Source organism: Amycolatopsis sp. NPDC004378, assembly GCF_053602455.1.
This window is the reverse complement of the sequence record NZ_JBSGDR010000003.1, coordinates 516,861-542,759: the sequence shown is the minus strand read 5'-3', so window position 1 is coordinate 542,759 and position 25,899 is coordinate 516,861. Positions and strand designations below refer to the sequence as shown.

Genomic DNA, 25,899 nt, shown 5'->3' with positions numbered 1-25,899 from the left:
GCCGGGGCCCGCCTCCCGGATCGCGTGAGCACGAGGAACCCACGACGTCCGGGAATCCACAGTGGACTCACGGGTGCGCGGCGGTGCGAATCGGAAGCGTTCCGGGGCTGCTTTCGGCTGTGGGTAAAAGTACCGGGGAATATTCGCCGGGCAATACGGAATTCCGCGGTTTCCCTCTCGGTGGATCGCTCGGGAGTCGTGGCGGGTTTTACCGCCACGACCCTTTGTCGTGGCCACCGGGAAACGGCAGGACCGCCGAACGTCGTGGTCCGTGTGATCAGTCGCACTGCGACCACCGGGTGAGAAGGGCTTGCCCCATCTGGTGGTGTGTGCCAGTTCGGCCGCAGGTCCTGACCACTGTGGGCACCCGGTCGCGGCCGGAGAAGGGCAATCCGGTCGGTCTTCCCGGCGGGTGGAACGTGACGGCGACGTTAAATTCTTGCGTCTCCCGGCTGGTCGGTCTCGAATTTTCTGAACCGGCACGACGAAATCGCGGTGGGTTGTTGACGTAAGCGGTCGGAACCCGCTTAAGTACACCCCGTTACCCATCACCCTTTCGTGCGTAGCGGGAGTTCCCATGCGTGTCCGGAAAGCCGGCCGTGGACCGGCCGATCTGGTCGTCGCGGTGTCGCCGTTGCGGTGGCCGTCCGCGCGCGGGGTCGCGGCCGCCGCGCGCGGCGGCGCCCTGGGTGTGCTCGACCTGACCGGCGGCGCGGCCGTCGGCGAACTCGCCCTGCTCGGCGAGTGGAACCTCCCGGTCTTCGGGGTCCGGCTGTCCCTGGTGGACGCCGAACTGCCCGAAGCCGCGACCACCGTCGTGCTGACCGAAGACTCCCCGTGCGCGCCTCGCGACTTCCCCGGCCGGCGGGTGCTGGCCGAGGTCACCAGCCGCGTGTCGGCGGCGCGGGCGGTCGCCGGCGGGGCCCACGGGCTGATCGCACGGGGTCACGAATGCGGCGGCCGGACGGGTGAGCTGAGCACGTTCGTGCTGCTTCAGGCTCTGCTCGCCGACGAAGGCCCCGACGTCCCGGTGTGGGCGGCGGGCGGGATCGGCCCGCACACCGCGGCCGCCGCGATCGCTGGTGGCGCCGCGGGCGTCGTCGTCGACACCCAGCTCGCGCTGCTCCCGGAAGCCGAACTCCCGTCGGCCCTGACGAGTGCGGTCACCGGGCTCGACGGCTCGGAGACCGTCGTCGTCGACGGGGTGCGAGCGCTCGCGCGGCGGGGCACCGAGGCGATCGAAGCCGGACAGGACGTCTTCCTCGCGACCCGGTTCCGGGACCGCTGGGGCACGGTGACCACGGCGGTGCGCGGCCTGCGCGACGCCGTCGTCGACGCGCTGAGTGCCGAAACCGCCGTCCTGGGCCCGGAAACGGCGGGCAGCCGCGCGCTCGGCACGGCGCTGCCGATCGCCCAGGGCCCGATGACCCGGGTGAGCGACCAGCCCGCGTTCGCCGCCGAAGTCGCCGCGGGCGGGGCACTGCCGTTCATTGCACTGGCCCTGTCCGGTCCGCAGCAGACCCGCGACGTCCTGGAGCGGACCCGCGAAGCCGTCGACGGCGCGCCGTGGGGTGTCGGCGTCCTCGGGTTCGCCGCCGACGACGTCAAGGCCGCGCAGCTCGAAGTGATCCAGGAGCTGCAGCCCACCCACGCGATCATCGCCGGCGGCCGCCCGGCCCAGGCCGCGGCTTTGGAAGACGTCGGGATCTCGACCTTCCTGCACGTCCCTTCGCCCGGACTGCTGAAGCAGTTCCTGGAAGCCGGGGCGCGCAAGTTCGTCTTCGAAGGCTCGGAATGCGGCGGGCACGTCGGGCCCCGCACCAGCTTCCCGTTGTGGGAGGCGCAACTCGGCGTGCTCGCCGACTTCCTCGCCGCGAACCCGGCCCCGGACGTGCAGGTGCTGTTCGCGGGCGGGATCCACGACGAGCGGTCCGCGGCGATGGTCGCGGCGCTGGCGGCGCCGTTGGCGGACCGGGGTGCCGCGATCGGCGTGCTCATGGGCACGGCCTACCTGTTCACCCGTGAGGCGGTCGAGGCCGGGGCCGTGCTCCCGCAGTTCCAGCGTGAGCTGCTCGGTGCGGAGCAGACGGATCTGCTCGAGACCGCGCCCGGTCACGCGACGCGGTGCGTCCGCAGCCCGTTCACCGAGGAGTTCGCGGCCCTGAAGGCCGGCCTCGCCGAGCGGGGCGTGCCGAGCCGGGAAGCCTGGGAACAGCTGGAATCCCTGAACGTGGGCCGGTTGCGGCTGGCCAGCAAGGGGATCGAGCGCGTCGGCGACGACCTGCGTGACGTCGCCGAAGACCGGCAGCGGGCCGAAGGCATGTTCATGGCGGGCGAGGTCGCGGTCCTGCGTTCGGACGTCACCACGATCGCCGACCTGCACGCCGCGGTCGGCGAAGGCGCGAACGCGGTCCTGCGGGAGCGGGCCGCGGACTTCGGTGCCGTGACGCCCGAGCCGCCGGCGCCCGAGCCCCTCGACGTCGCCATCGTCGGGATGGCCTGCATGTTCCCGCAGGCACCCGACCTGGCCGCGTTCTGGGCGAACGTCCTGGCCGGTGCCGACGCCGTCACCGAAGTCCCGCCGCAGCGCTGGGACACCTCCCTGTACTACGACGCGGGCGGCCAGGGCGAGAAGACGCCGTCGCGGTGGGGTGGGTTCCTGCCGGAGATCGGGTTCGACCCGCTGAAGTACGGCATCCCGCCGTCGTCGCTGGCCAGCATCGAACCCGTGCAGCTGCTGGCCCTGGAAGCGGCCCACCGCGCGCTGGCCGACGCCGGCTACGTCGACCGGGCGTTCGACCGGGCGCGGACGTCCGTGGTGTTCGGCGCCGAGGCGGGCAGCGACCTGTCGAACGCGATGAGCCTGCGGACCGTCCTGCCGTCCTATGTGGGCGAACTGCCGTCCGAACTGGACGAACGGCTGCCGCGGATCACCGAGGACTCCTTCCCGGGCGTGCTGGCCAACGTCATCGCCGGGCGGATTGCCAACCGCCTCGACCTCGGCGGGGCGAACTACACCGTCGACGCCGCTTGCGCGTCCTCCCTGACGGCGGTCGACGTCGCCTGCAAGGAGCTGACCGCCGGCACCAGCGACCTCGTCCTCTGCGGTGGCGCGGATCTGCACAACGGCATCAACGACTACCTGCTGTTCGCCTCGGCGCACGCGCTCTCGCCGACCGGGCGCTCGGCGACGTTCGACAGCGCGGCCGACGGCATCGCGCTCGGCGAAGGCGTCGCCTGCGTCGCGTTGAAGCGGCTCGCGGACGCCGAACGCGACGGCGACCGCGTGTACGCCGTGATCAAGGGCGTCGGGGCGGCGTCCGACGGCCGCGCGCTGGGCTTGACGGCGCCGCGGCCGGAAGGCCAGCACACCGCGCTGACCAGGGCCTATCGCAACGCGGGAGTGTCGCCCGCGCGGGTCGGGCTGGTCGAGGCGCACGGCACCGGGACCGTCGTCGGCGACCGGACCGAGCTCGGCACGCTGACGAAGGTGTTCACCGAAGCCGGTGCCGCGCCCGGCGGCTGCACGATCGGCTCGGTGAAGTCCCAGATCGGGCACACCAAGTGCGCCGCGGGCCTGGCCGGGCTGATCAAGACCGCGCTCGCGCTGCACACCGGCGTCAAGCCGCCGACGCTGCACGTGTCGTCGCCGAACCCGGCGTGGGACGCGTCGACGAGCCCGTTCGTGTTCCAGTCGGCCGCGCAGCCGTGGACCGCGCCGCCCGCCGAGCGGATCGCCGGCGTCAGCGCGTTCGGCTTCGGCGGCACCAACTTCCACGTCGTGCTGAGCGCGCACGACGACGTCCCGCCCGCGCAGACCGCCGCGGAGTGGCCGGCCGAGCTGTTCCTCTTCGGCACCGACGCGGCGGTTCGCGACCTGCTCGCCCTGGCGGGCGTCCCGGTGGGGCAGCAGCCGTGGCGGCTGCGGGACCTCGCGCTGGCCGCGTCGGTGCGGGCTCAGGGCCGGCCGGTCCGGTACGCCGTCGTCGCGTCCACTGTGGACGAGCTGACCGGGCTCCTGCGCCAGGCGCTGGCCGGGCAGGACGCCCCGGGCCTGTTCCGCGCCGCCGACGACGAGCCGGGTGCGGTCGCGGTGCTGTTTCCCGGCCAGGGCAGCCAGCGGCCCGGCATGTTCGCCGACCTGTTCGTCGCCTTCCCCGAGCTGCAGCGGTACCTGCGGCTGGACCCGCCGACCGCCGACGTCGTGTTCGGCCCCGCGGTGTTCGGCGAGGCCGCGCGGCGGGAGCTGGCCGACCGCGTCACCGACACCCGCGTCGCCCAGCCCGCGCTCGGCCTGACCGGGCTGGCCGCGTTCCGGCTGCTGACCCGCGCCGGCGTGCGGCCCGCGATGCTCGGCGGGCACAGCTACGGCGAACTCACGGCCTTGGCCGCCGCGGGCGCGCTGACCCCCGAGGCGCTGCTGCACGCGAGCCACGCGCGGGCCGGCGCGATCGTCGACGCCATCCCGGACGGCGATCCGGGTGCGATGGCCGCGGTCTCGGCGTCCGCGTCGGAAGTGCTCGCGGTCCTGGATTCGCCTGCCGTCGTCCTGGCCAACCACAACTCACCCCGGCAGACGGTGATCTCCGGGCCGACCGCCGACGTCGAAGCCGCGGTCTCCCAGCTGCGCGCGGCCGGGCTCGGCGCGAAGCGGATTTCGGTCGCGTGCGCGTTCCACAGCCCGCTGGTGGCGCCCGCCGGGGACGCGTTCGGACGGACGCTCGAAGCGATCGGGGTCGTCGAGCCGGCGGTGCCGGTCTACGGCAACCGGACCGCGGCACCGTATCCGGCGGACCCGGACGGCATCCGCGGCGAGCTGGCCGCGCAGATCGGGTCGCCGGTCCGGTTCGTCGAGCAGATCGAAGCGATGTACGCGGCCGGGGCGCGCGTGTTCGTCGAGGCCGGGCCGGGTTCGGTGCTGGCCAGGCAGATCGAGGCGATCCTGGGCGAGCGTCCCCATCGGACGGTCGGCTTCGAGCAGCCGGGCCGCCGCGGCCTGCCGGGTTTCCTCGGCGCGCTGGCGCAGCTGGCGGTGGCGGGTGTCCCGGTCGAGACCGGCTGGCTGTTCCGCGGCCGTGACGCGGTCGACGCGGCCGGCGCACCCCGGCCGAAACGTCCCGGGTGGACGGTCGACGGCCACCTCCTCCGCACGGCGGACGGCACGATCCCGGCCGGCGCCCTCCGCCCGGCCGAGCGGATCGCGCTGGCTTCGGTCACGCCGGCGGCCGGTTCGTCGGAGGAGATGGTCGCGGACTTCCTGCGCACGAGCCGCGAGATGATCGCCGCCCAGCGCGACGTGCTGCTGGGCTTCCTCGGCAGCGACGCACCGGTGCCGGTGTCGATCCCGGTGGTCGAGGCTTTGCCACCGGCCGTCCCGGTCGCGGCTCCGGTTCCGGCCGAGCGGCCGGTTCTGGACACGATCGTCGAGGTGATCGGGGAGCGGACGGGCTATCCGGTGGACATGATCGAGCCTGATCTCGATCTGGAAGCCGACTTGAGCGTGGACTCGATCAAGCGCGCGGAGATCGCGGGCGAACTGGCTGCACGGCTGGGCCTGGCGGGCGGCGACGTCGAGGAGTTCGCCAAGGCCCGCACGGCCGCGGCCATCGCCGCACTGATCGGCGACCGCCGTCCCGAGGTGGCTGTCGCCGACCTTGCGGAACGCTCGGTGCTGGACACCGTCGTGGCGGTGATCGGGGAGCGGACGGGCTATCCGGTGGACATGATCGAGCCGGACCTCGATCTGGAAGCCGACCTGAGCATCGACTCGATCAAGCGCGCGGAGATCGCGGGGGAGTTGACCGTTCGCCTGGGCGCGGGTGAGGTCGAGGAACTCGCCAAGGCCCGGACAGCGGCCGGGATCGCGGAGGTGCTGGACGCCGGTGTCAGCAGGCCGGGGCCGGCAGCAGGCGGACCGCCGACCGCGCCGGAGGCGGAGGTAGCCGGGACTGCCGCGCCGGAGGCGGAGGTAGCCGGGACTACCGCGCCGGAGGCGGAGGTAGCCGGGCCCGCCGGGTCGGGGGCGCCTGGACAGTCGGCCGAGTCGGGGCCGGTGGCCGCCGCGACGGGCCCGGTGGTCGCCACGCCCGCCGGGGAGGCGGTAGCCGCATCGAGGCCAGCGGCGGCCGCGCGGCCGGTGTCGGTAGCTGGGCGGTCGGCGGCGCCGGAGCGAACGGCTGCTGGGCCCGAGCCCGTGATCGTCGCGCCGAAGCGGTATGTCATGACCGAGTTCGAGCTTTCCCCCGCCGGTGTGCCCGACCTCTCCGGCCGCCGGTTCCTCGTGCTCGGCACCGGAACCCGAGCCGAGGCCGTCCGCGCCGAACTGGCCGCGCACGGGGCCGAAGCCGAGATCGGCGACGACGTCCGGCCTGGCTTCGACGGCTACCTGCACGTTCCTGACGGCGATCCCGTCCTGCCCGTCGCCTTCCCGATGTACCAGGCCGCGCTGGCCCAGCGGCCGAGGTGGCTCCTCACCGCCGGGCCCGCCGAGGGCCTTCGCGGCTTCTACCGCAGCGTCTCCCGCGAGTACCCGGACACGATCGCCCGGATCGTCGAAGGCGCGGACGCCAACGGAATCGTCGCCGAGCTGTCCACAGTGGACCGTGAACCCGTGGTGCTCCGGAACGAGAACACCAGGCGCGGGCTGAAGCCCGCCGAGGAGAACCTCGGCCTGCTCGGCAGCAGCGGCGCGGGCCCGGCCGGGGACGGCGCCGCCGAGGCCACGGCCATCGGGCTCGACCGGGAGTCCGTCGTCCTGCTCGTCGGTGGGGCGAAGGGCATCACCGCCCGGTTCGCCAAGACGCTCGCCGCGGCGGCGCGGTGCCGCGTCGAACTCCTCGGCCGGACGCCCGTCCCGGCGGACGAAGACGAGTACCCGCGCGCCACGGACGCCAAGGAACTCCGCGCCGCGCTGATCGCGAGCGGTCTGCGCAAGCCCGCCGAGATCGAGCGGACCGTCCGCCGGATCCAAGGCGAACGTGAAGTCCGCAGCACTCTTCGCGAGCTGGCCGCCCTCGGCAGCCCGGTGCGCTACCAGTCCGTCGACATGCTCGACGCCGAAGCCGTGCACCGGGCGGTCAAGGAGATCCACGCCGAGCACGGCCGCCTCGACGGGATCGTCTACGCGGCCGGCGTGATCGAGGACAAGCTCGTCGCCGAGAAGACGGCGGAGTCCTTCACCCGCGTCTACGGCACGAAGGTCGACGGCGCCCGGACGCTGCTGGACGCGACCGCCGACCTGCCGGACGAGCCGAAGTTCGTCGTGCTGTTCGGCAGCATCGCCGCGACGCTCGGCAACCGCGGCCAGTCCGACTACGCCGCGGCCAACGACGCCCTCGAGCTCCTCGGCCGCCGGTGGCCCGCCGGGCGTGCGGTGACCGTCCACTGGGGACCGTGGGCGCCGACCGGCGACCACGACGGCATGGTCACGCCCGAGCTGATGCGCGACTACGCCCGCCGCGGCATCGAGCTGATCGACCCGGAGGAGGGCACGCTCGGGCTGCTGCGCGAGCTGGCCTGGGGCCGACCGGACGTCTCCGCCGTCGTCCACACGGCTTCCGGGTGGTGACCGACATGCGCGTGGCCATCGTCGGGATGTCCGTCCTGCTGCCCGGCGCCCCGGACCTCGCGGCGTACTGGCGCAACCTCGTCGGCGGGGTCGACGCGATCACCGAGGTACCGCCGGAAAAGTGGGACGGCCTGCACTACGCGCCGGACGAGCGGCGCGCCGACCGGGTCTACTGCCGCCGCGGCGGGTTCGTCGACGAACTGGCCGAAGTGGACGTCACCGGGTTCGGGATCATGCCGAACTCCGTGCCCGCCACCGAACCCGACCAGCTGATCGCCCTGCGGGTCGCGGCCCAGGCCGTCGCGGACGCGGGTGGCCCGGACCGGCTGCCCGCCGACCGGGCTCGGGTCGGCGTCGTCCTCGGGCGCGGCGGCTACCTGACGCCGGGGCTGGTCCGGCTCGACCAGCGCGTCCGCACGGCGACCCAGCTCGTCCGGACGCTCGGCGAGCTGATGCCCGAGCTCGGCGCGGACAAGCTCGACGCCGTCCGGCAGGCGTTCACCGACCAGCTCGGCCCCGAGGCCCCGGAGTCGGCGATCGGGCTCGTGCCGAACCTGGCCGCGTCCCGGCTGGCGAACCGCCTCGACCTGCGCGGGCCCGCGTACACAGTGGACGCCGCGTGCGCGTCGTCGCTGATCGCCGTCGACCACGCCGTCCGGGAGCTCGCCTCCGGCCGCTGCGACGTCGTGCTCGCCGGTGGCGTCCACCACTGCCACGACATCACGTTCTGGAGCGTGTTCACACAGCTCGGCGCGCTGTCGCCGAGCGAGCGCATCCGGCCGTTCCACCGCGACGCCGACGGCGTGCTCATCGGCGAGGGCACCGGCGTCGTCGTGCTCAAACGGCTCGCCGACGCCGAACGCGACGGCGACCGCGTGTACGCCGTGATCACCGGCACCGGCGTCGCCTCCGACGGGCGGACCGCGAGCCTGGCCAACCCGGACTCCGCCGGCCAGGTCCGGGCCGTGCGCCAGGCGTGGGCGGCGGCGGGCCTCGACCCCGCCGAGCCGGACTCGCTCGGGCTGCTCGAAGCGCACGGCACCGCGACCCCGGCCGGCGACGCGGCCGAACTCGCCACGCTCGAGGAGGTCTTCGGGAGCACGGGGAGCGCGGTCCTCGGGTCGGTCAAGTCGATGATCGGGCACACGATGCCCGCGGCCGGGATCGCCGGGCTGGTCAAGGCGGCGCTGGCCGTGCACCACGGCGTCCTGCTGCCCACCCTGCACTGCGACGACCCGCACCCCGCGCTCGAGAAGACCCGGTTCTCCACTTTGGACACCGCGGCACCGTGGGACGCGGCCGTCCGCCGGGCCGGGGTCAACGCGTTCGGCTTCGGCGGGATCAACGCCCACGTCGTTGTCGAGCAGGCACCGGACCGGCCGGCACCCGCCGTCGTCGTGCGGGAGCCGGAGCGCGTGCTGCGCATCGCCGCACCGACCGTCGACGCGCTGCGGACCGTCCTTTCCGGACCGGACCGTGCGGTGCTCGCCGCGCCCGAAGGAACCGGACCGGTCCGCCTCGGCATCGTCGACCCGACGGAGAAGCGGCTGGCCCTGGCCCGCAAGGCCGTCGGCCGCGGCCGGCCGTGGCGCGGCCGCAACGACGTCTGGTTCGCCGACCGCCCGCTCCTCGGCCCCGGCGGCGGAAAGCTCGCCTTCGTGTTCCCGGGGCTGGAGGCGGAACTCGCGCTGAACTGCGGCGATGTCGCCCGCCATTTCGGCCTGCCGTGGGACCACCCCGACGCCGCGGTCGGCGACGTCGGCCGTCAGGGCACCGCGGTGTTCGAACTGGGCCGCCTCCTCGATGCCGCTTTGGGCCGGCTGGGTGTGGTGCCGGACGCGCTCGCCGGTCACAGCCTCGGCGAATGGACGGCGATGGCCGCGGCCGGCCTGCACGCCATCGAGGAGGTCGACGAGTTCCTCGCCGGGTTCGACCCGGACGCCCTGGAGGTGCCCGGCCTGGCGTTCGCCGCGGTCGGCGCCCCCGCGGCGAAGGTGCTCGCCGCGCTCGACGGCCGTGAAGACGTCGTCCTCTCCCATGACAACGCCCCGAACCAGGCGATGCTCTGCGGCCCGGAGGCGGCGGTCGACGACCTGGTGGCGCAGTTCCGGGCCGGCGGGATCGTCGCCCAGGTGCTGCCGTTCCGGTCCGGCTTCCACACGCCGATGCTGCGGCCCTACCTCGGCCCGATCCGCGCGGCGGCCGAACGGTTCACCCTGCACCCGCCGAAGATCCCGGTCTGGTCGGCGACCACGGTGTCGGAGTACCCGGCCGGAGAGGCGGCCGTGCGCGAGCTGTTCGTGCGGCACCTGCTCGAGCCGGTGCGGTTCCGCCCGCTCGTCGAGGAGCTGCACGCGGCCGGGTTCCGGGCGTTCGTGCAGGTCGGCGCCGGGCAGCTCGGCTCGCTGATCGGGGACACCCTGCACGGGCGCGAGCACCTGGTCGTCTCGGCGCATTCGCCGCACCGGCCCGGGCTCGCCCAGCTGCTGCGGGTGGCGACGGCGCTGTGGGCCGACGGCGCCGACGTCGACACGGCGGCGCTGCCAGGTCAGGCCCGGGCGCCCCGCAAGGCCGTCAAGCTCGACCTCGGCGGCCGGCTGATCTCCCTCGACGAACGCACCCGCGCGCAGGTGCGGCTGCCTCGGCATTCCCCAGTGGACACGCTGGCCGGCAAGGGCCCGCTGGCGGCGGAGTTCGCCGCGCTGCTGGCGGACACCGCCGACCTCGCCTCGACCGTGCTCAGCCGGCGGACCGCACCCCGCAGGCTTCCTCCGCCGACCGAACTGCGGACCACTTTGGACGTGTCGGTCGACGCGATGCCCTACCTGCTCGACCACTGCTTCTTCAAGCAGCCCCCGCAGGCCGACCCGGGTGACCGCTGGCCGGTCGTGCCGGCGACCACGGTGATCGACCACCTGATGGGCTTCGCCGAGCAGGCCGCGCCGGGCCGCCTCGCGGTCGCGGTGCACGACGTCCGGCTGACCCAGTGGATCACCGCGGTCCCGGCGGTCAGCGTGGGCGTGCGCGTCCGGCCGCAGGGCCCCGACCGGGTGCTGGCCTCGCTCGAGGGCTACTCCGAGGCCGTCGTGGAACTCGCCCCGGCCTACCCGGCCACCGCGCCCGCGCCGTGGCGGTTCCCGGCGGACGCGGAACGAGTCCCGGAGACCACGGCCGCCCAGCTGTACGACGAACGCTGGATGTTCCACGGCCCCCGGTTCCAGGGCGTCACCGAGCTGACGGCTGTCGGGGAACGGCACGTCCGCGCCGTCCTGACGACGCCCGCGGCTCCCGGAGCGCTGCTCGACAACGTCGGCCAGGTGCTCGGCTACTGGATCATGGCGCAGCTGACCGAGCGCACGACGGTGTTCCCCGTCGGCATGCGCGAGATCCGGTTCCACGGCCCGCACCCGGCGCCGGGGACGCGCCTGGACTGCCTGGTCAAGATCACGGGACTGACCGGCGAGTTCCTCGACGCCGACATGCAGCTCGTCCACGACGGGCAGGTCTGGGCCGAGTTCACCGGCTGGCGCGACCGCCGGTTCGACAGCACCCCGCACATCCGGCAGGCCGACCGGACGCCCGAGCGGTCGACGCTCTCGCACGAGCAGCCCGGCGAGTGGGCGCTGGTTCACGAGCAGTGGCCGGACCTGGCCACCCGCGAGCTGATCATGCGCAACTACCTCGCCGGCACCGAACGCGACGCCTACGACCACCGTCCGCCCCGCGGCCGGCGCCAGTGGCTGCTCGGCCGGATCGCCGCGAAGGACGCCGTCCGCCAGTTCCTCTGGGCCCGCGGCGAACCCGAGATGTTCCCGGCGGAGCTGCGGATCGGCAACGACGACGCCGGCCGCCCCCACGCGACGGGCGCGTACGGCCGCGACCTGCCGCCGGTGACGATCTCGATCGCCCACCGCGGCGAAGTCGGCGTCGCGATCGCCCGCCACGCGCGGTGCGGCATCGACGTCGAAGAGGTGGTCCCGCGGGCCGAGTCCACTGTGGACGCCGCGCTCGGTGCGGGCGAGCAGACCCTGTTCGCGGGCCTGACCGGCGACCCGGAACGCTGGTTTGCCCGCTTCTGGACGGCCAAGGAAGCCGTCGCGAAGCTGCTCGGCACCGGCCTGCGCGGCGAACCCCGCGCCTTCGAGGTCGTCGCGGCGGCGCCGGACGAGCTCACCGTCCGCACCGCCGGCGCCGAGTACCGCGTGCACCTCACCGACGTCGAGAGCCTGCCGGGCGCACCGCCGCGCCGCTACGTCGTCGCCTGGACCGAAGAGAAGGAGACCGCCGAATGAGCATCGAGACCACGGCAGCCGCCGAGACGACCGTGCTCGCGCAGCTGACCGGCATGCTGCAGCAGCTGCTGGAGGAGTACGGCCTCGACGACGCCGAGATCACCATGGACACCACCTTCCACGACGACCTCGAGCTGGAGAGCGTCGACCTGGTGGCGCTGTCCGGGCAGCTGCGCGAGCACTACGGCGACCGCGTCAACTTCGCCACGTTCATCGCCGAGCGCGACCTCGAGGAGATCATCGCGCTGACCGTCGGCGAGCTCGTGCGCCACATCGTCGCCTCGCTGCGGGAGACGGCGTGAGCCGGATCCGGGCGGGCGAACTCGACGTCCACGTCCAGCGGCTCGCCCCCGAGGTGCCGCTCGACGGCGACGCGCCGATCGTCGTGTGCGTGCACGGCCTGCTCACCGACAGCCTGGCGAGCTACTACTTCACGCTCGGCCCGGCCTTCGCCGAGCGCGGCCTGGACGTGCTGATGTACGACCTGCGCGGGCACGGCCGCACGACGCGGCCGAAGTCCGGCTACCACCTCGAAGAGTTCGTCGGCGACCTCGTCGCGGTGCTCGACGCGTGCGACGTCACGCGGCCGGTGCACGTCGTCGGCAACTCGTTCGGCGCCTCGGTGGCGCTCGGGCTGGCCGCCGCCCGGCCGGACCGGGTGGCCAGCGTGATCGTGCTCGAAGGCGAGCCGCCGACGCCCGAGTGGACGCGGCACATGGCCGACGGCCTCGCCGACGCGAAAACCCGGCTGGCGATCGACGAGGTCATCGGCTGGATCGCCGACAACCACGGCGCGCACACCGCCCGGCTGTCCAAGGCGGCCAACAAGATCCTCCAGACGACCACGATCGCCGAAGACATCCCGCGCAGCGCGACGATCGACCCGGACCTCTCCGACGTCCGCTGCCCGGTCTTCGCGATCTTCGGCGGGGACTCGGGACTCGCCGCGCAGGTGCCGCACTTCGAAGCGCACCTCGCGCACTGCCGCTGCGTCGTGCTGCCCGACCAGGGGCACTCGGTGCTGGTCGAGCGGACCGCCGAGGTGATCGAGCTGGTCTTCGAGTGGGTCCGCGACACTTCGCGCGTCCCGGTGCGGGCGCGGTAGTGGCCCGCTTCCTGTTCGTCGTGCCGCCGCTGGTCGGGCACGTCAACCCGGCCGCGGGCGTCGCGGCCGAACTCGCCGCGCGCGGCCACGAAGTCGCCTGGGCCGGGCACGACGAGCTGCTGTGGCAGCTGGCCGGCCCGGACGCGCTCGTCTTCTCGTGCGCCCTGCCGGCCGGTGCCCCCGCGCGGCCGCCGGAGCTCAAGGGGCCCGCCGCGCTGCGGTTCCTCTGGGAGGACTTCCTCGTCCCGCTGGCCGACGCGATGGCGCCGGGCGTCACCGCGGCGATCGACGCGTTCGCCCCGCACGTGGTGGTCGCCGACCAGCAGGCCCTCGCGGGCGGGCTGCTGGCCGAGGCCCGCGGCCTGCCGTGGGTGACCTCGGCGACGACGTCGGCCGAGCTCGTCGACCCCCTCGCGGGCATGCCGAAGGTCGCGGACTGGGTCGGCTCGCTCGTCGACGGCCTTCGCGAGCGCATCGCGGGCGGCCGCGGGACGGCCGACCCGCGGTTCTCGCCGCACGGCGTCCTGGCGTTCACCACCCGCGAACTGCTCGGCGCGGCCACGCTGCCGCCGCGCGTCCGGCTCGTCGGGCCCGCGCTCGGCTCGCGTCCATCCACAACGGACTTCCCGTGGGCGTGGCTCGACCCGCCGCGGCCGACCGTGCTCGTCTCGCTGGGCACGGCGAACACCGAGGCGGGCGCGAGCTTCCTGGCGGCGGCCGCGGCGGCGTTCGCGACGCTGGACGCGCGGGCGGTGATCGTCGACCCGGGCGGCGCGCTCGACGCGGTGCCGCCCAACGTCCTGGTGCGGCCGCGGGTTCCGCAGCTGTCGCTGCTGCCGAGGGTGGACGCGGTGCTGTGCCACGCCGGCCACAACACGGTGTGCGAAGCCCTGTGGCACGGCCTGCCGCTGGTGGTCGCGCCGATCCGCGACGACCAGCCGGTCGTGGCGGCCCAGGTGGTCGCCGCGGGCGCGGGCATCCGGCTGCGCTTCGGCCGCGCCGGCGCGGACCGGATCGCGGCGGCGGTCGAACAGGTGCTGACCGAGCCGGCGTACCGGCGGGCGGCGGAGACCGTCGCCGCGTCGTTCCACGCCGCGGGCGGGAGCGCGGCGGCCGCCGGGCACCTGGAACAGCTCGCGCTGGAGAGCCTGGCCCACCCGAGGCCCTGAATGACGAAATTTACTTCGAAAAATCACCCGGTTACGGTGCTGGGTATGACTGTTTCCGTGTGTGTCGCCGAGGACGTCCCGGAACTGCTGAAGTCGGCCGCGGCGCTGTTCGCCGAAGACGGCGGGCGCCGGGACCCGTACATGGACACGGGCTGGCCGGCCCGCGAGGGAGCGGCCTACTACGCCGGGCTGATCGACGACCCGGACTGCCTCTGCCTGCTCGTCCCGGGCGGCGCCGGCCACCTGATCGGCCGGCTGCTGCCGCCGGACCCGCTGCGGCCGGAAGCCGTGCGGGCCGAGCTGGAGAGCATGCGCGTCGCGCCCGACCGCCGTCGCGAAGGCCTCGGCGCGGCCCTGGTCGACACCTTTCTGACCTGGGCCGGGGACCGCGGGGCGAACGAGGTGACGGTGCAGGCCTACGCGCGGAACGAGACCGCGCTCGCCTTCTACGAGACGCGGGGCTTCCGGCCGTTCCTCGTGACGCTGACGCGAACCTGACCGGCGGACCACCGGAACGGGTGGCTATCCACAGTGGACGGCGCGCACTAGCCTCGGAGGCCGGACGAGGAGGGTGCCGATGACGGCCACTGCGGAGGTCGCGCCCGGCGCGGCGCCCGCGGCGCTCAGCCGCGGCCGGATCAACGCGGTGTTCGGAGCGGTGCTGCTCGGGATGTTGCTCGCCGCGTTGGACCAGACCATCGTCGGCACCGCGCTGCCCACCATCGTCGGTGACCTCGGCGGCGCCGGGCACCTGTCCTGGGTGGTCACGTCCTACCTGCTGGCCGAAACGATCATGACCGTGGTCGTCGGCAAGCTCGGCGACCTGTTCGGCCGCAAGCTGATGTTCCAGATCTCGGTGGTCGTGTTCGGCGTCGGCTCGTTCTGCGCCGGGTTCGCCGACAGCATGGTGTGGCTGATCGTCTGGCGTGCGGTGCAGGGCCTGGGCGGCGGCGGGCTGATGGTCACCTCGACCGCCCTGATCGCCGACGTCGTCCCGCTGCGCGAACGCGGCAAGTACCAGGGCGTCCTCGGCTCGGTGTTCGGCGTGGTGACCGTGGCCGGCCCGATGCTCGGCGGGTTCTTCGTCGACCACCTGTCGTGGCGCTGGGCGTTCTACGTCAACATCCCCCTGGTCGTCGTGGTGCTGGTCGTGGCGTCCTCGGCGATGCCGAACGCGCGTGCCGCGGTCAAACCGGTCATCGACTACCTCGGCATCCTGCTGATCGGCCTCGCGGCCACCGGGCTGACGCTCGTCACCAGCTGGGGCGGCACGCAGTACGCGTGGGGCTCGCCGACGATCATCGGGATGGCGATCGGCTCGGTGGTGCTGCTGACGGCGTTCGTCTTCGTCGAACTGCGGGCGAAGGAACCGATGCTGCCGATGCGGCTGTTCCGGAACCCGGTGTTCGCGGTCGCCGGGATCATGAGTTTCGTCGTCGGTTTCGCCATGCTGGGCGCGTTGTCCTACCTGCCCACCTACATGCAGTACGTGCAAGGCACTTCGGCGACGACCTCCGGGGTACGGCTGCTGCCGATGGTGCTCGCGCTGCTGGTCGCGTCGATCGCCGCCGGCAACGCCGTGAGCAGGACCGGGCGCTACAAGATCTTCCCGCTGGTCGGGTCCGCGGGCATGACGATCGGGCTCTACCTGCTGTCGCGGCTGGACACCGACACCGGGTTCTGGGAGGCGTCGGCGTACATGGCGGTGCTGGGCCTCGGGATCGGGCTCGGCATGCAGGTGCTGACGATCGCCGTGCAGAACACCGTCGACTACGCCGACCTGGGCGTCGCGACCTCGGGCGTGACGTTCCTGCGCTCGATCGGCAGCTCGTTCGGGGCGGCGATCTTCGGCACGGTGTACGCGAACCAGCTGAGCCCGAACCTCGCGTCGGCGCTCGCCGCGCACCCGCTGCCGGCCGGGGTCGACCCGCGGGCGATCCAGGTGCCGACCGCCCTGCACGCGCTGCCGGACGCCGTTTCGGCCCCGGTCATCAAGGCCTACAGCGACTCGCTGCACGTCGTGTTCCTCGCGGCGGCGCCGGTCGGGCTGGTGGCGTTCGTGCTGGCCTTCTTCCTCAAGGAGGTCCCGCTGCGCGACACGGCCCGCGCGGCGGCACCCGACCTCGGCGACGGCTTCGCGATGCCGGAAGCCCGCACCGACGACCGCGAGCTCGAACGCGCGGTCGCGACGTTGTTCTTCCGCGAACGCCGCAAGGTCGCGCCGGCGATCGTCGAGCGCGCGGACTCGGACCTGGACGAAGGCGGCATCTGGTGCCTGCTGCAGGTCCACCTGCGGCACCGCCGCGGCCAGCCGGCCACGCTCTCCGCGATCGGCGACTACTTCGGCGTGCCGGCCCCCGTGCTCGAACCGGCCTTCAACCGCCTCGAGCTGACCGGGCACCTGCGGTACGCCCGCGACCAGTGGGAGCTGACGGAGGTGGGGCGCGAGGAGTTCGGCAAGGTGGTCCGCGCCTGGCACGACTGGCTGGCCGAGCGCCTGGGCGACTGGGGCACCGGCAACCGCGCCGAGCTGGACGCGGCGATCGGCCGGGTCGCGGCCCGGCTGCTGGACCAGAGCGCCGAAGTCCGCACGTACGGAAGGCACGCGCTCGCCGGTGCTTAACGCGCCACACCCCGGGTAGCCGGTTCGGGACGGGAACCGACGAGGAGGCGCCCATGAAGGCAGTGGTGTACCGCGGGCCGCGCAGGGTCGAAGTGACCGACGTGCCCGACCCGGGGATCGAGCAGCCGACCGACGCGATCGTCAAGATCTCGACGACGAACATCTGCGGGTCCGACCTGCACATGTACGAAGGCCGCACGAACGTGGAGGAGGGCAAGGTCCTCGGCCACGAGAACATGGGCTTCGTCGTCGAGGTCGGCGCCGGGGTGAACCGGATGAAGGTCGGCGACCGCGTGTCGGTGCCCTTCAACGTCGCCTGCGGTTCCTGCCGCAACTGCGAAAGCGGCTGGACGTCGTTCTGCCTGCGGGCCAACCCGATCGACGGGATGGACGGCGCGGCCTACGGCTACGCGAACATGGGTCCCTACGCCGGTGGCCAGGCCGAGTACCTGCGCGTGCCGTGGGCGGACTTCAACCTGCTCGAGCTGCCCTCGGGCACGGAGTACGAAAACGACTTCACGATGCTTTCGGACATCTTCCCGACCGGCTGGCACGGCACCGAGCTGGCCGGGATGCGGCCGGGTGACCGGGTCGCCGTCTTCGGCGCGGGACCGGTCGGCCTGCTGGCGGCGCACAGCGCGGTGATCCGCGGCGCGTCGGAGGTGTACGTCGTGGACAAGGAACGCGACCGGCTCGCGCTCGCCGAAAAGATCGGCACGATCCCGGTCGACCTGTCCGAAGCGGACCCGGTCGAGCAGATCACGGCCGCGACCGGCGGCGCGGGCGTCGACTGCGGTGTCGAGGCGGTCGGCTACCAGGCGCACGACCACAGCGGTGAGGAGCACCCCGAGCTGGTGCTGGACAACCTGGTCAAGGTCGTCCGCTCGACCGGCGGGATCGGCGTCGTCGGCGTCTACGTGCCGGACGACCCGGGCGCGGCGGACGAAGGCGCCAAGCACGGCCGGATCGGCTGGGACTTCGGTAGTTTCTTCACGAAGGGCCAGCACATGGGCACCGGCCAGGCACCGGTCAAGCGGTACAACCGGCAGCTGCGGGACCTGATCATCACCGGCCGGGCGACCCCGTCGTTCCTCGTCTCGCACGAGCTGACGCTGGACCAGGCCGTCGAAGGCTACGACAAGTTCGACCGCCGCGAGGACGGTTGGACGAAGGTGCTGCTGCGGCCCTGACTTTCAGCGGCGCCAGAAGTCGTGCGGGGTCCGGCCCGGCCGGAACCCGCACGCCTCGGCCAGCGCCGACGCGTCGTCGAAGCCGTGGCCGACCAGGCCGGGCTCGTGGGCGTCGCTGCCGAAGGCGACCGCCTCGCCGCCGACCTCGAACCACCAGCGGACGACTTCGCCGGGCAGCGGTACCTTCGTGTTGACTTCCAACGCGCGGCCGCTCGTCTTGAGTGCGCGCAGCACGCCGCGGAACTCTTCTTCGAAGTCGGTCACGACGAACGGCGGTCCTTCGGCCGGCCACGGGCGCAGCGCGTAGTCGATGTGGGCCAGCACCGCGAAGCCGACGGTCGATTCGACCAGCCCCAGCACCTCTTCGAGGTAGGCCCGCAGGATCTCACCGGGCGGCCGGCCCGAAACCACGGTCAGCTCGTGGTGGTGGTCGCCGTCCGGCAGGGAGTGCACCGAGCCGAGTATCCGGTCGAAGTCGTGGGCGGCGAGCAGGGCGTCGGCGCGCTCGCGGTGCCAGTGCGGTTCGCTCAGCTCGACGCCGGACAGGATCTTCAGCTCCGGGAACCGCTCGCGGCACTCCGCGACGCAGGCCAGGTAGCCCTCGACGTCGAGGTCGGGCGGCTCGAGGACACCGTCGGGGCGCAACCGCACCCGGAAGTGGTCCGGCAGCAGCGGGCGGACCGGCTCCGGGATCAGCCACGGCGTGAGGTCGGCGTGCTCGGTGAAGGCCACCGACGGCAGGCCGAGTTCGAGTGCCCGCTCGCACGAACCGGTCATCGATCCGGTGACCGTGTCCCAGGACCACTCGGTGTGCACGTGGCCGTCCGCCGGCAGGCTCATGATCCCCACGGTAGCGGCGGTTTTGGGCTAGCGTTCCGGCCATGGCGCAGAAATCGGCGGCGGTGGAGCTGGAGGTCGGCCCGCACACGGTGCGGATCTCGAACCCGGACCGGGTGTACTTCCCGGCCCGCGGCGAGACGAAGCTCGACCTGGTCAACTACTACCTCTCGGTGGGCGACGGCATCGTCAACGCGCTGCGCGAGCGGCCGTGCATGCTGCACCGGTTCCCGTCCGGGGTGGCGGGGGAGAAGGTGCACCAGAAGCGCGTCCCGAACGGCGCGCCGCCGTGGCTGGAGACCGTCCGGGTGACTTTCCCGCGCTACAACCGGCACGCCGACGAGCTGTGCGTCACCGAGCTGGCGCACGTCGCCTGGGCGGTGCAGATGTCCACAGTGGAGTTCCACCCGTGGAACTCGCGCCGCGCCGACACCGAAAAGCCCGACGAGTGGCGCATCGACCTCGACCCGATGCCCGACTGCGGCTACGACCGCGTCCGCCGGGTCGCGCACGTCGCCCACGAGATCCTCGACGAGCTGGGCGCCGTCGGCTGGCCGAAGACCTCCGGCGGCCGCGGCCTGCACATCTACGTCCGGATCGAGCCGAACTGGGGCTTCAAGGACGTCCGGCGCGCGGCTTTGGCCTTCGCGCACGAAGTCGAACGCCGTGCCCCCGACGACGTCACGACGACCTGGTGGCGCAAGGACCGGGACCCGCGGCTGCTCTTCGTCGACTACAACCAGAACGCCCGGGACCACACGATCGCGAGCGCCTATTCCGTGCGCGGCAACCCGGAAGGCACGGTGTCCACGCCGATCCGCTGGGAGGAGGTCGACGACGCCGAGCCGGGCGACTTCACCATCGCCACCGTCCCGGCCCGCTTCGCCGAGCTGGGCGACCTCCACGCCGGCATCGACAAGGCCGTGTTCTCCCTGGACCCGCTGCTGGAGTGGGCCGACCGCGACGGCGTCGAGGAACCACCCGAAGACTGACGTATTTTCCGGGCCGGTTCGCGGATCTGCCCGGCATGAAGGTCGTGCTGTCGGGTTTGGACGCGGGTGCGTGGAGCCTGGTCGCGTTGCGGGTGGTCCTCGAGCGCGAGGGCCACGACGTGTGCGTCGCGGCCGAAGTGCTCAGGACCTGCCGCCGTGAGCGCCCGGACTGCCTGGTGTTGTCCAGTGCGCACGGCGCGTCGGGTCTGGACGTGCTTCGCCGGGTACGCGCCGACCCGGCGTTGTGCGGGCTGCCCGTGGTGATCGGCGGCCGGCTGCGGAACCCGCGCGAGGACCTGCTGGCCGCGGGCTTCGACGAGGTCTTCCCGGTCGCCGCCACGGATCCCGGGGGAGCCGTGGCGGCGCTGCGGGCGTACCTGGGTCAGTCCAGGCGCTCGATGATGGTCGCGTTGGCGAGGCCGCCCGCCTCGCACATCGTCTGCAGGCCGTAGCGGCCGCCGGTCTGCTCGAGGACCGACAGCAGCGTCGTCATGAGGCGGGCGCCGCTGCCGCCGAGCGGGTGGCCGATCGAGATCGCGCCGCCGTTGACGTTGACCTTGGCCAGGTCCGCGCCGATCTCGGCCTGCCAGGCCAGCACGACGCTGGCGAACGCCTCGTTGACCTCGAAGGCGTCGATGTCCGAGACGCTGAGCCCGGCCCGGTCGAGCACCTTGCGGGTGGCCGGGATGACGCCGGTGAGCATGTACAGCGGGTCGTCGCCGACAACGGCGAACTGGTGGATCCGGGCCCGCGGGCGGAGGCCGAGCGCCTTCGCCGTCTCGCTGCTGGTGATCATCAGCGCCGCGGCGCCGTCGTTGATCGGCGACGAGTTGCCCGCGGTGACGTGCCAGCCGAGGTCCGGGAAGCGCTGCTCCCAGACGTCGGCGCGGAAGGCGGGCTTCAGCCCGGCCAGGATCTCCGGCGTGGTCGACGGCCGGACCGTCTCGTCGGTCGTGACGTCGACGAGTTCGCCGTCGGGCCCGGGCGCCTTCAGCGGCACGACCTCGCCGGCGAACTTGCCGTCCGCCCACGCCTTCGCGGCCCGCTGGTGGCTCTGCGCGGAGAATTCGTCCAGCTGGGCACGGGTGAAGCCCCACTTCGCGGCGATCAGCTCCGCGCTGATGCCCTGCGGGACGAGACCGTCCGGGTAGCGCGCGGCGACCTGCGTCCCGAACGGGTCGCGCCCGGCCACCTGGCTGCCCATCGGCACCCGGCTCATCGACTCGACGCCGGAGGCGAGCACGACGTCGTACGCGCCGGCCATGACGCCCTGTGCGGCGAAGTGGACGGCCTGCTGGCTGCTGCCGCACTGCCGGTCGACGGTCACCGCGGGCACCGACTCGGGCAGGCCGGCGGCGAGCGCGGCCCAGCGGGCGGTGTTCATGCTCTGCTCGCCGATCTGGCCGACGGCGCCGCTGATCACGTCGTCGATCCGGGCCGGGTCGACGCCGGTGCGCTCGACGAGCGAGCGGAGCGCGTGGGCGTGCAGGTCGACCGGGTGCACCCCGGCCAGTGTGCCGTTCGGCTTGCCCTTGCCGATCGGGGTCCGTACCGCGTCGACGATCACCGCGTCCGTCATGGCGTCTGCCTCCTCGCAGATCGGGGATGTCTTCGGTATACGCCGAGTAAGTTGGATTCCACAACTCAGCTGTACGACACGTCACACGCGGTCTACGTGCTAGGTTGGATTTTCAACCCCAGGGAGGTGGCATGGTCCGGCGTGGTCGCGAATGCTCGGTCGCCGAGGCCCTCGAGGTCGTCGGCGAGCGGTGGAGCCTGCTGGCGCTGCGCGAGGTCATGCTGGGGGAACGGCGGTTCAACCAGATCGCCGAGAACACCGGCGCCAGCCGGGACATCCTGGCCGCGCGGCTGCGCAAGCTCGTCGACGCGGGCGTGCTCGAGAAGCGCCAGTACGAGGACCACCCGCCGCGCTTCGAGTACTACCCGACCGAAGCCGGCCGGGCCCTGCAGCCGATCCTGCTCGGCCTGATGGCCTGGGGCGACAAGTACGTCCACCGGGGTGAACCGCCGACGCTCTGGCGCCACGCCTGCGGCGAGGTGCTGGCCCCGGCCACCGTCTGCGCGCACTGCGGCGAGCCGGTCAGCGCCCCGGGCACCCACGCGATCCGGCTGGGCGCCGTGCACTGACGCCCCGCTCCCCGAAAAGGCCTCCTCGCATCCCCCGCGAGGAGGCCTTTTCGACGTTTGGGCGTTGACTTGAGACCCCGGTCACTGTAACTCTTGAACGAATCAGTGCAAGAACCTGACAACAGCGCGAGAAATCGCGGCAGTTGTCAGGAAGTTCCCGCCCAGCTCCTCGACGAAGAGGTGCCCATGACGGCTGTTCCGTGCTGCCCGCGTGCGCCCCCGGACCGGGTCCGCGCCTGTCCCGTTCCCCGGTTGCGCCGTCCCCGCGTGGGACGAGCGTGCTCGACGCGTCTCCCCTCCTCCCCGGATCAGAGGAACCCCATGAGAACGAAGCGACTTCTGTCGCGCGCGGCGACCTACGCCGCCCTGTCCCTCCTCCTGGCCACCCCCGCCGTGGCCGCGAGCGGCGCCCCGGCCGCCACGCCCGCCACCGCGGCCGTCCAGCCCGCCGCCCAAGCCGCCGCCGCGACCTACACCGCCAGCAGCCAGCTCGCCGGCTACCCCGTCTCGAACGTCGGCGACGGCAACCAGGACACCTACTGGGAAAGCACGAACAACCAGTTCCCGCAGTGGGTCCAGGCCGACCTCGGCGCGCCCACCGCCGTCGCGCAGCTCGTGCTCAAGCTCCCGGCGGCGAACTGGGGCGCCCGCACCGAAACCTTCAGCGTCCAGGGCAGCACCGACGGCACGAGCTTCAGCGACCTCAAGGCTTCGGCCGGGTACGTGTTCGACCCGGCCAAGGCCAACACGGTGACCGTGGACGTCACCGGCACCACCCGCTACGTCCGGCTCAACGTCAGCGGCAACACCGGCTGGCCCGCCGCCCAGCTCTCGGAGTTCGAGGTGCACGGCCCGGCCGGCGGCGACACGCAGCCGCCGTCCGCGCCCGGCAACCTCGCCTACACCCAGCCCGCGAGCGGCCAGATCCGGCTGACCTGGTCGGCCTCGACCGACAACACCGGCGTCACCGGCTACGACGTCTACGCCAACGGCCAGCTCCGCGGCAGCGTCGCCGGGAACGTCCTGACCTACACCGACAACCAGCCCGACGGCACCACGGTCGCCTACTTCGTCCGGGCGAAAGACGCCGCCGGGAACCAGTCGGCGAACAGCAACACCGTGACCCGCACCGGCACCCAGGCCGGCACCAACCTCGCCCTGGGCAAGCCGATCACGGCGTCCTCGACGGAGTTCACCTTCGTCGCGGCGAACGCCAACGACGACTCCCTGACCACGTACTGGGAGGGCGGCGGCGGGACCTACCCGAACCTGCTGACCGTCGCGCTCGGCTCGAACGCCGACCTCAACCAGGTCGTCGTCAAGCTCAACCCCGACCCGGCCTGGGGCCCGCGCACGCAGACGATCGCCGTCGAAGGCCGTGAGCAGTCGTCCAGCACGTTCACCACGCTGGTGGCCGCGCAGACCTACAGCTTCACCCCCTCGTCCGGGAACTCGGTGACCATCCCGGTCGCCGGCCGGGCCGCCGACGTCCGCCTGCGCGTCACCGCCAACTCCGGTGCCGGCGGCGGGCAGGCCGCGGAGTTCCAGGTCTTCGGCGTCCCCGCGCCCAACCCGGACCTGACGGTCTCGGGCGTGTCCTGGTCGCCGCAGAACCCCGTCGAGACCGACGCGATCACGGCGTCGGCGACCGTCCGCAACGCCGGGACGGCCGCTTCGGGCGCGACGAACGTCAACCTCTACCTGGGCACCACCAAGGTCGGCACCGCCAACGTCGGCGCGCTGGCCGCCGGGGCGTCGACGACCGTGTCGGCGAACATCGGCACCCGCGACGCGGGCAGCTACCAGGTGACGGCGAAGGTCGACGAGGCCAACTCCGTCATCGAGCAGAACGAGGCCAACAACTCCTACACCAGCTCGACGCCCCTGGTCGTCAGCCCGGTGCAGAGCTCCGACCTCGTCGCGGCCACGGCGTGGTCGCCGAACAACCCGTCCGCGGGCAACACGACCACGTTCACCACGACCCTGCGCAACCAGGGCACCGTGGCGAGCGCGAGCGGTGCCCACGGCATCACGGTGACGATCGCCGACCAGAACGGCACCGTCGTCAAGACGCTGACCGGCAGCTACTCGGGAGCCATCGCCGCCGGGGCCACCGCGGCACCGGTGACCGTCGGCACCTGGACCGCGGCCAACGGCAAGTACACCGTGAAGACGGTCGTCGACACCGACGCCAACGAGTTGCCGGTGAAGCAGGCGAACAACACGAGCACGCAGGCGCTGTTCGTCGGCCGGGGTGCCAACATGCCCTACGACATGTACGAAGCCGAGGACGGCGTGGTCGCGGGCGGCGCGTCCGTGATCGGGCCGAACCGCACCATCGGCGATCTCGCGGGCGAGGCGTCGGGCCGCAAGGCCGTGACGCTGAACTCGACCGGCTCGTCGGTGGAGTTCACCACCCGCGCGTCGACCAACACCCTCGTCACGCGGTTCTCCATCCCGGACTCCGCGGGCGGCGGCGGCATCAACTCGACGCTCAACATCTACGTCGACGGCACCTTCCTCAAGGCGATCGACCTGACCTCGCACTACGCGTGGCTCTACGGCGCCGAAACCGGCCCGGGCAACTCGCCGGGTACCGGGCCGCGCCACATCTACGACGAGGCCAGCACGATGCTCGGCACGACGGTGCCCGCCGGGCACAAGATCAAGCTGCAGAAGGACGCGGCCAACAGCACGAACTACGCGATCGACTTCGTGAACTTCGAGCAGGCCACCGCCGTCGCCAACCCGGACCCGGCGCACTTCGCGACGCCGGCCGGCTTCACGCAGCAGGACGTGCAGGCCGCGCTCGACAAGGTCCGCCAGGACTCGACGCTCACCGGCGTCTACCTGCCGGCCGGAAACTACTCCCTGTCGAGCAAGCTGAACGTCTACGGCAAGGCCGTCACGGTCACCGGCGCCGGGCCGTGGTTCACGAAGTTCTCCGCGCCTTCCGGCCAGGAGAACACGGACATCGGCATCGACGTCCAGTCGACGGCGAACGGGTCGACGATCAGCGGGTTCGCCGTGTTCGGGAACTACACCTCCCGCATCGACGGCCCCGGCAAGGTGTTCAACCTGACGAACGTCGCGAACCTGACGATCGACAACATCTGGGTGGAGCACCAGGTCGTGATGGTCTGGGGCACCAATGTGGACAACACCACGATCAAGAACTCCCGGATCCGCGACACTTTCGCCGACGGCATCAACCTCACGAACGGGAGCACCGGCAACCACGTCACCAACAACGAAGCCCGGTCCACCGGCGACGACAGCTTCGCGCTGTTCGCCGCCACGGACATCAACCAGGGCAACCAGTACGACAACGTGTTCGAGAACCTGACCGCGCTCACCCCGTGGCGCGCGGCCGGGCTGGCGGTCTACGGCGGGTACAACAACACCTTCCGGAACCTCTACATCGCGGACACGCTGACGTACTCGGCGATCACGGTCAGCTCGCTCGACTTCGGCTACCCGTTCCTCGGGTTCGGGCCGCAGCCGACGACGGTCCAGAACGCCTCGCTCGTCCGGGACGGCGGCCACTTCTGGGGCCAGCAGACCTTCCCGGCGATCTGGATGTTCTCCGCGTCCAAGGAGTTCCGCGGGATCCGGGTGTCCGACGTGGACATCCAGAGCCCGACCTACAGCGGCATCATGTTCCAGACGAACTACGTCGGCGGGCAGCCGCAGAACTCCGTCCAGGACACGGTGCTGACGAACGTGTCGATCACCGGCGCCCACCGCAGCGGTGACGCCTTCGACGCCAAGTCGGGGATCGGGATCTGGGCCAACGAGCTGCCGGAACCGGGCCAGGGCCCGGCCGTCGGCTCGGCGACCTTCACCGGGCTCACGCTGAGCGACAACGACCAGGACATCCGCAACACGACGTCCACCTTCACCATCAACCGCACCTGAAAGGCCGCGCGTGCCCGCCGGGAAACCGTTTCCCGGCGGGCACCGCCGTGCGAGGATG

General features: G+C 72.6%; 14 protein-coding genes. 12 read left to right on the top strand and 2 right to left on the bottom strand.

The features are described 5' to 3' along the window. Nucleotides 1–577: 577 nt before the first annotated feature. From ACWEN0_RS14160 to ACWEN0_RS14125, 8 genes are all read left to right on the top strand, one after another. Nucleotides 578–7,567 (top strand): SDR family NAD(P)-dependent oxidoreductase, encoded by a 6,990-nt coding sequence (locus tag ACWEN0_RS14160; protein WP_451972977.1) that lies wholly within the window; start codon nt 578–580, stop codon nt 7,565–7,567. A 5-nt stretch (nt 7,568–7,572) separates the two neighbouring features. Beyond that, a complete protein-coding gene (locus ACWEN0_RS14155) occupies nt 7,573–11,859 on the top strand; it encodes a beta-ketoacyl synthase N-terminal-like domain-containing protein (RefSeq protein ID WP_451972975.1) in 4,287 nt (1,428 codons plus the stop codon). Further along, nucleotides 11,856–12,161 carry an acyl carrier protein gene (locus ACWEN0_RS14150; RefSeq protein WP_451972973.1) on the top strand — a complete coding sequence of 102 codons (306 nt, stop codon included), beginning with the start codon at nt 11,856–11,858 and terminating at the stop codon, nt 12,159–12,161. Before ACWEN0_RS14155 ends, ACWEN0_RS14150 begins: the two co-directional genes overlap by 4 nt. Continuing rightward, on the top strand, nt 12,158–12,964 hold the full coding sequence (locus ACWEN0_RS14145) for an alpha/beta fold hydrolase (RefSeq protein WP_451972971.1): 807 nt from the start codon (nt 12,158–12,160) through the stop codon (nt 12,962–12,964). Before ACWEN0_RS14150 ends, ACWEN0_RS14145 begins: the two co-directional genes overlap by 4 nt. Then, nucleotides 12,964–14,133 (top strand): glycosyltransferase, encoded by a 1,170-nt coding sequence (locus ACWEN0_RS14140; protein ID WP_451972969.1) that lies wholly within the window; start codon nt 12,964–12,966, stop codon nt 14,131–14,133. Before ACWEN0_RS14145 ends, ACWEN0_RS14140 begins: the two co-directional genes overlap by 1 nt. Nucleotides 14,134–14,178: 45 nt before the next feature. Continuing rightward, the gene (locus tag ACWEN0_RS14135; RefSeq protein WP_451972967.1) at nt 14,179–14,631 is read left to right on the top strand and encodes a GNAT family N-acetyltransferase; all 453 of its coding nucleotides are present in this window, start codon (nt 14,179–14,181) and stop codon (nt 14,629–14,631) included. 79 nt (nt 14,632–14,710) lie between these two features. Continuing rightward, nucleotides 14,711–16,756 carry a DHA2 family efflux MFS transporter permease subunit gene (locus ACWEN0_RS14130; protein WP_451972965.1) on the top strand — a complete coding sequence of 682 codons (2,046 nt, stop codon included), beginning with the start codon at nt 14,711–14,713 and terminating at the stop codon, nt 16,754–16,756. Between the two features lie 53 nt (nt 16,757–16,809). Then, on the top strand, nt 16,810–17,946 hold the full coding sequence (locus tag ACWEN0_RS14125; RefSeq protein WP_451972963.1) for a glutathione-independent formaldehyde dehydrogenase: 1,137 nt from the start codon (nt 16,810–16,812) through the stop codon (nt 17,944–17,946). 3 nt (nt 17,947–17,949) lie between these two features. Here the strand turns inward: ACWEN0_RS14125 and ACWEN0_RS14120 are convergent, their stop codons facing one another. Next, a complete protein-coding gene (locus tag ACWEN0_RS14120; RefSeq protein WP_451972962.1) occupies nt 17,950–18,786 on the bottom strand; it encodes a PHP domain-containing protein in 837 nt (278 codons plus the stop codon). A gap of 41 nt (nt 18,787–18,827) precedes the next feature. On the opposite strand from ACWEN0_RS14120, the gene ligD reads away from it, so the two are divergent. Continuing rightward, nucleotides 18,828–19,775 (top strand): non-homologous end-joining DNA ligase, encoded by a 948-nt coding sequence (gene ligD / locus ACWEN0_RS14115; protein WP_451972960.1) that lies wholly within the window; start codon nt 18,828–18,830, stop codon nt 19,773–19,775. A gap of 35 nt (nt 19,776–19,810) precedes the next feature. Next, nucleotides 19,811–20,227, top strand: a complete 417-nt coding sequence (locus ACWEN0_RS14110) for a hypothetical protein (RefSeq protein WP_451972958.1) — start codon at nt 19,811–19,813, stop codon at nt 20,225–20,227. Here ACWEN0_RS14110 and ACWEN0_RS14105 read toward each other — a convergent pair. Beyond that, a complete protein-coding gene (locus tag ACWEN0_RS14105) occupies nt 20,158–21,354 on the bottom strand; it encodes a thiolase family protein (RefSeq protein ID WP_451972956.1) in 1,197 nt (398 codons plus the stop codon). The two genes, ACWEN0_RS14110 and ACWEN0_RS14105, sit on opposite strands and share 70 nt — an antisense overlap. 131 nt (nt 21,355–21,485) lie before the next feature. On the opposite strand from ACWEN0_RS14105, the gene ACWEN0_RS14100 reads away from it, so the two are divergent. Next, nucleotides 21,486–21,923, top strand: coding sequence for a winged helix-turn-helix transcriptional regulator (locus ACWEN0_RS14100; protein WP_451972954.1), 438 nt, complete (start codon nt 21,486–21,488; stop codon nt 21,921–21,923). Nucleotides 21,924–22,244: 321 nt separating this feature from the next. Next, a complete protein-coding gene (locus tag ACWEN0_RS14095) occupies nt 22,245–25,841 on the top strand; it encodes a discoidin domain-containing protein (RefSeq protein WP_451972952.1) in 3,597 nt (1,198 codons plus the stop codon). Nucleotides 25,842–25,899 lie beyond the last annotated feature (58 nt).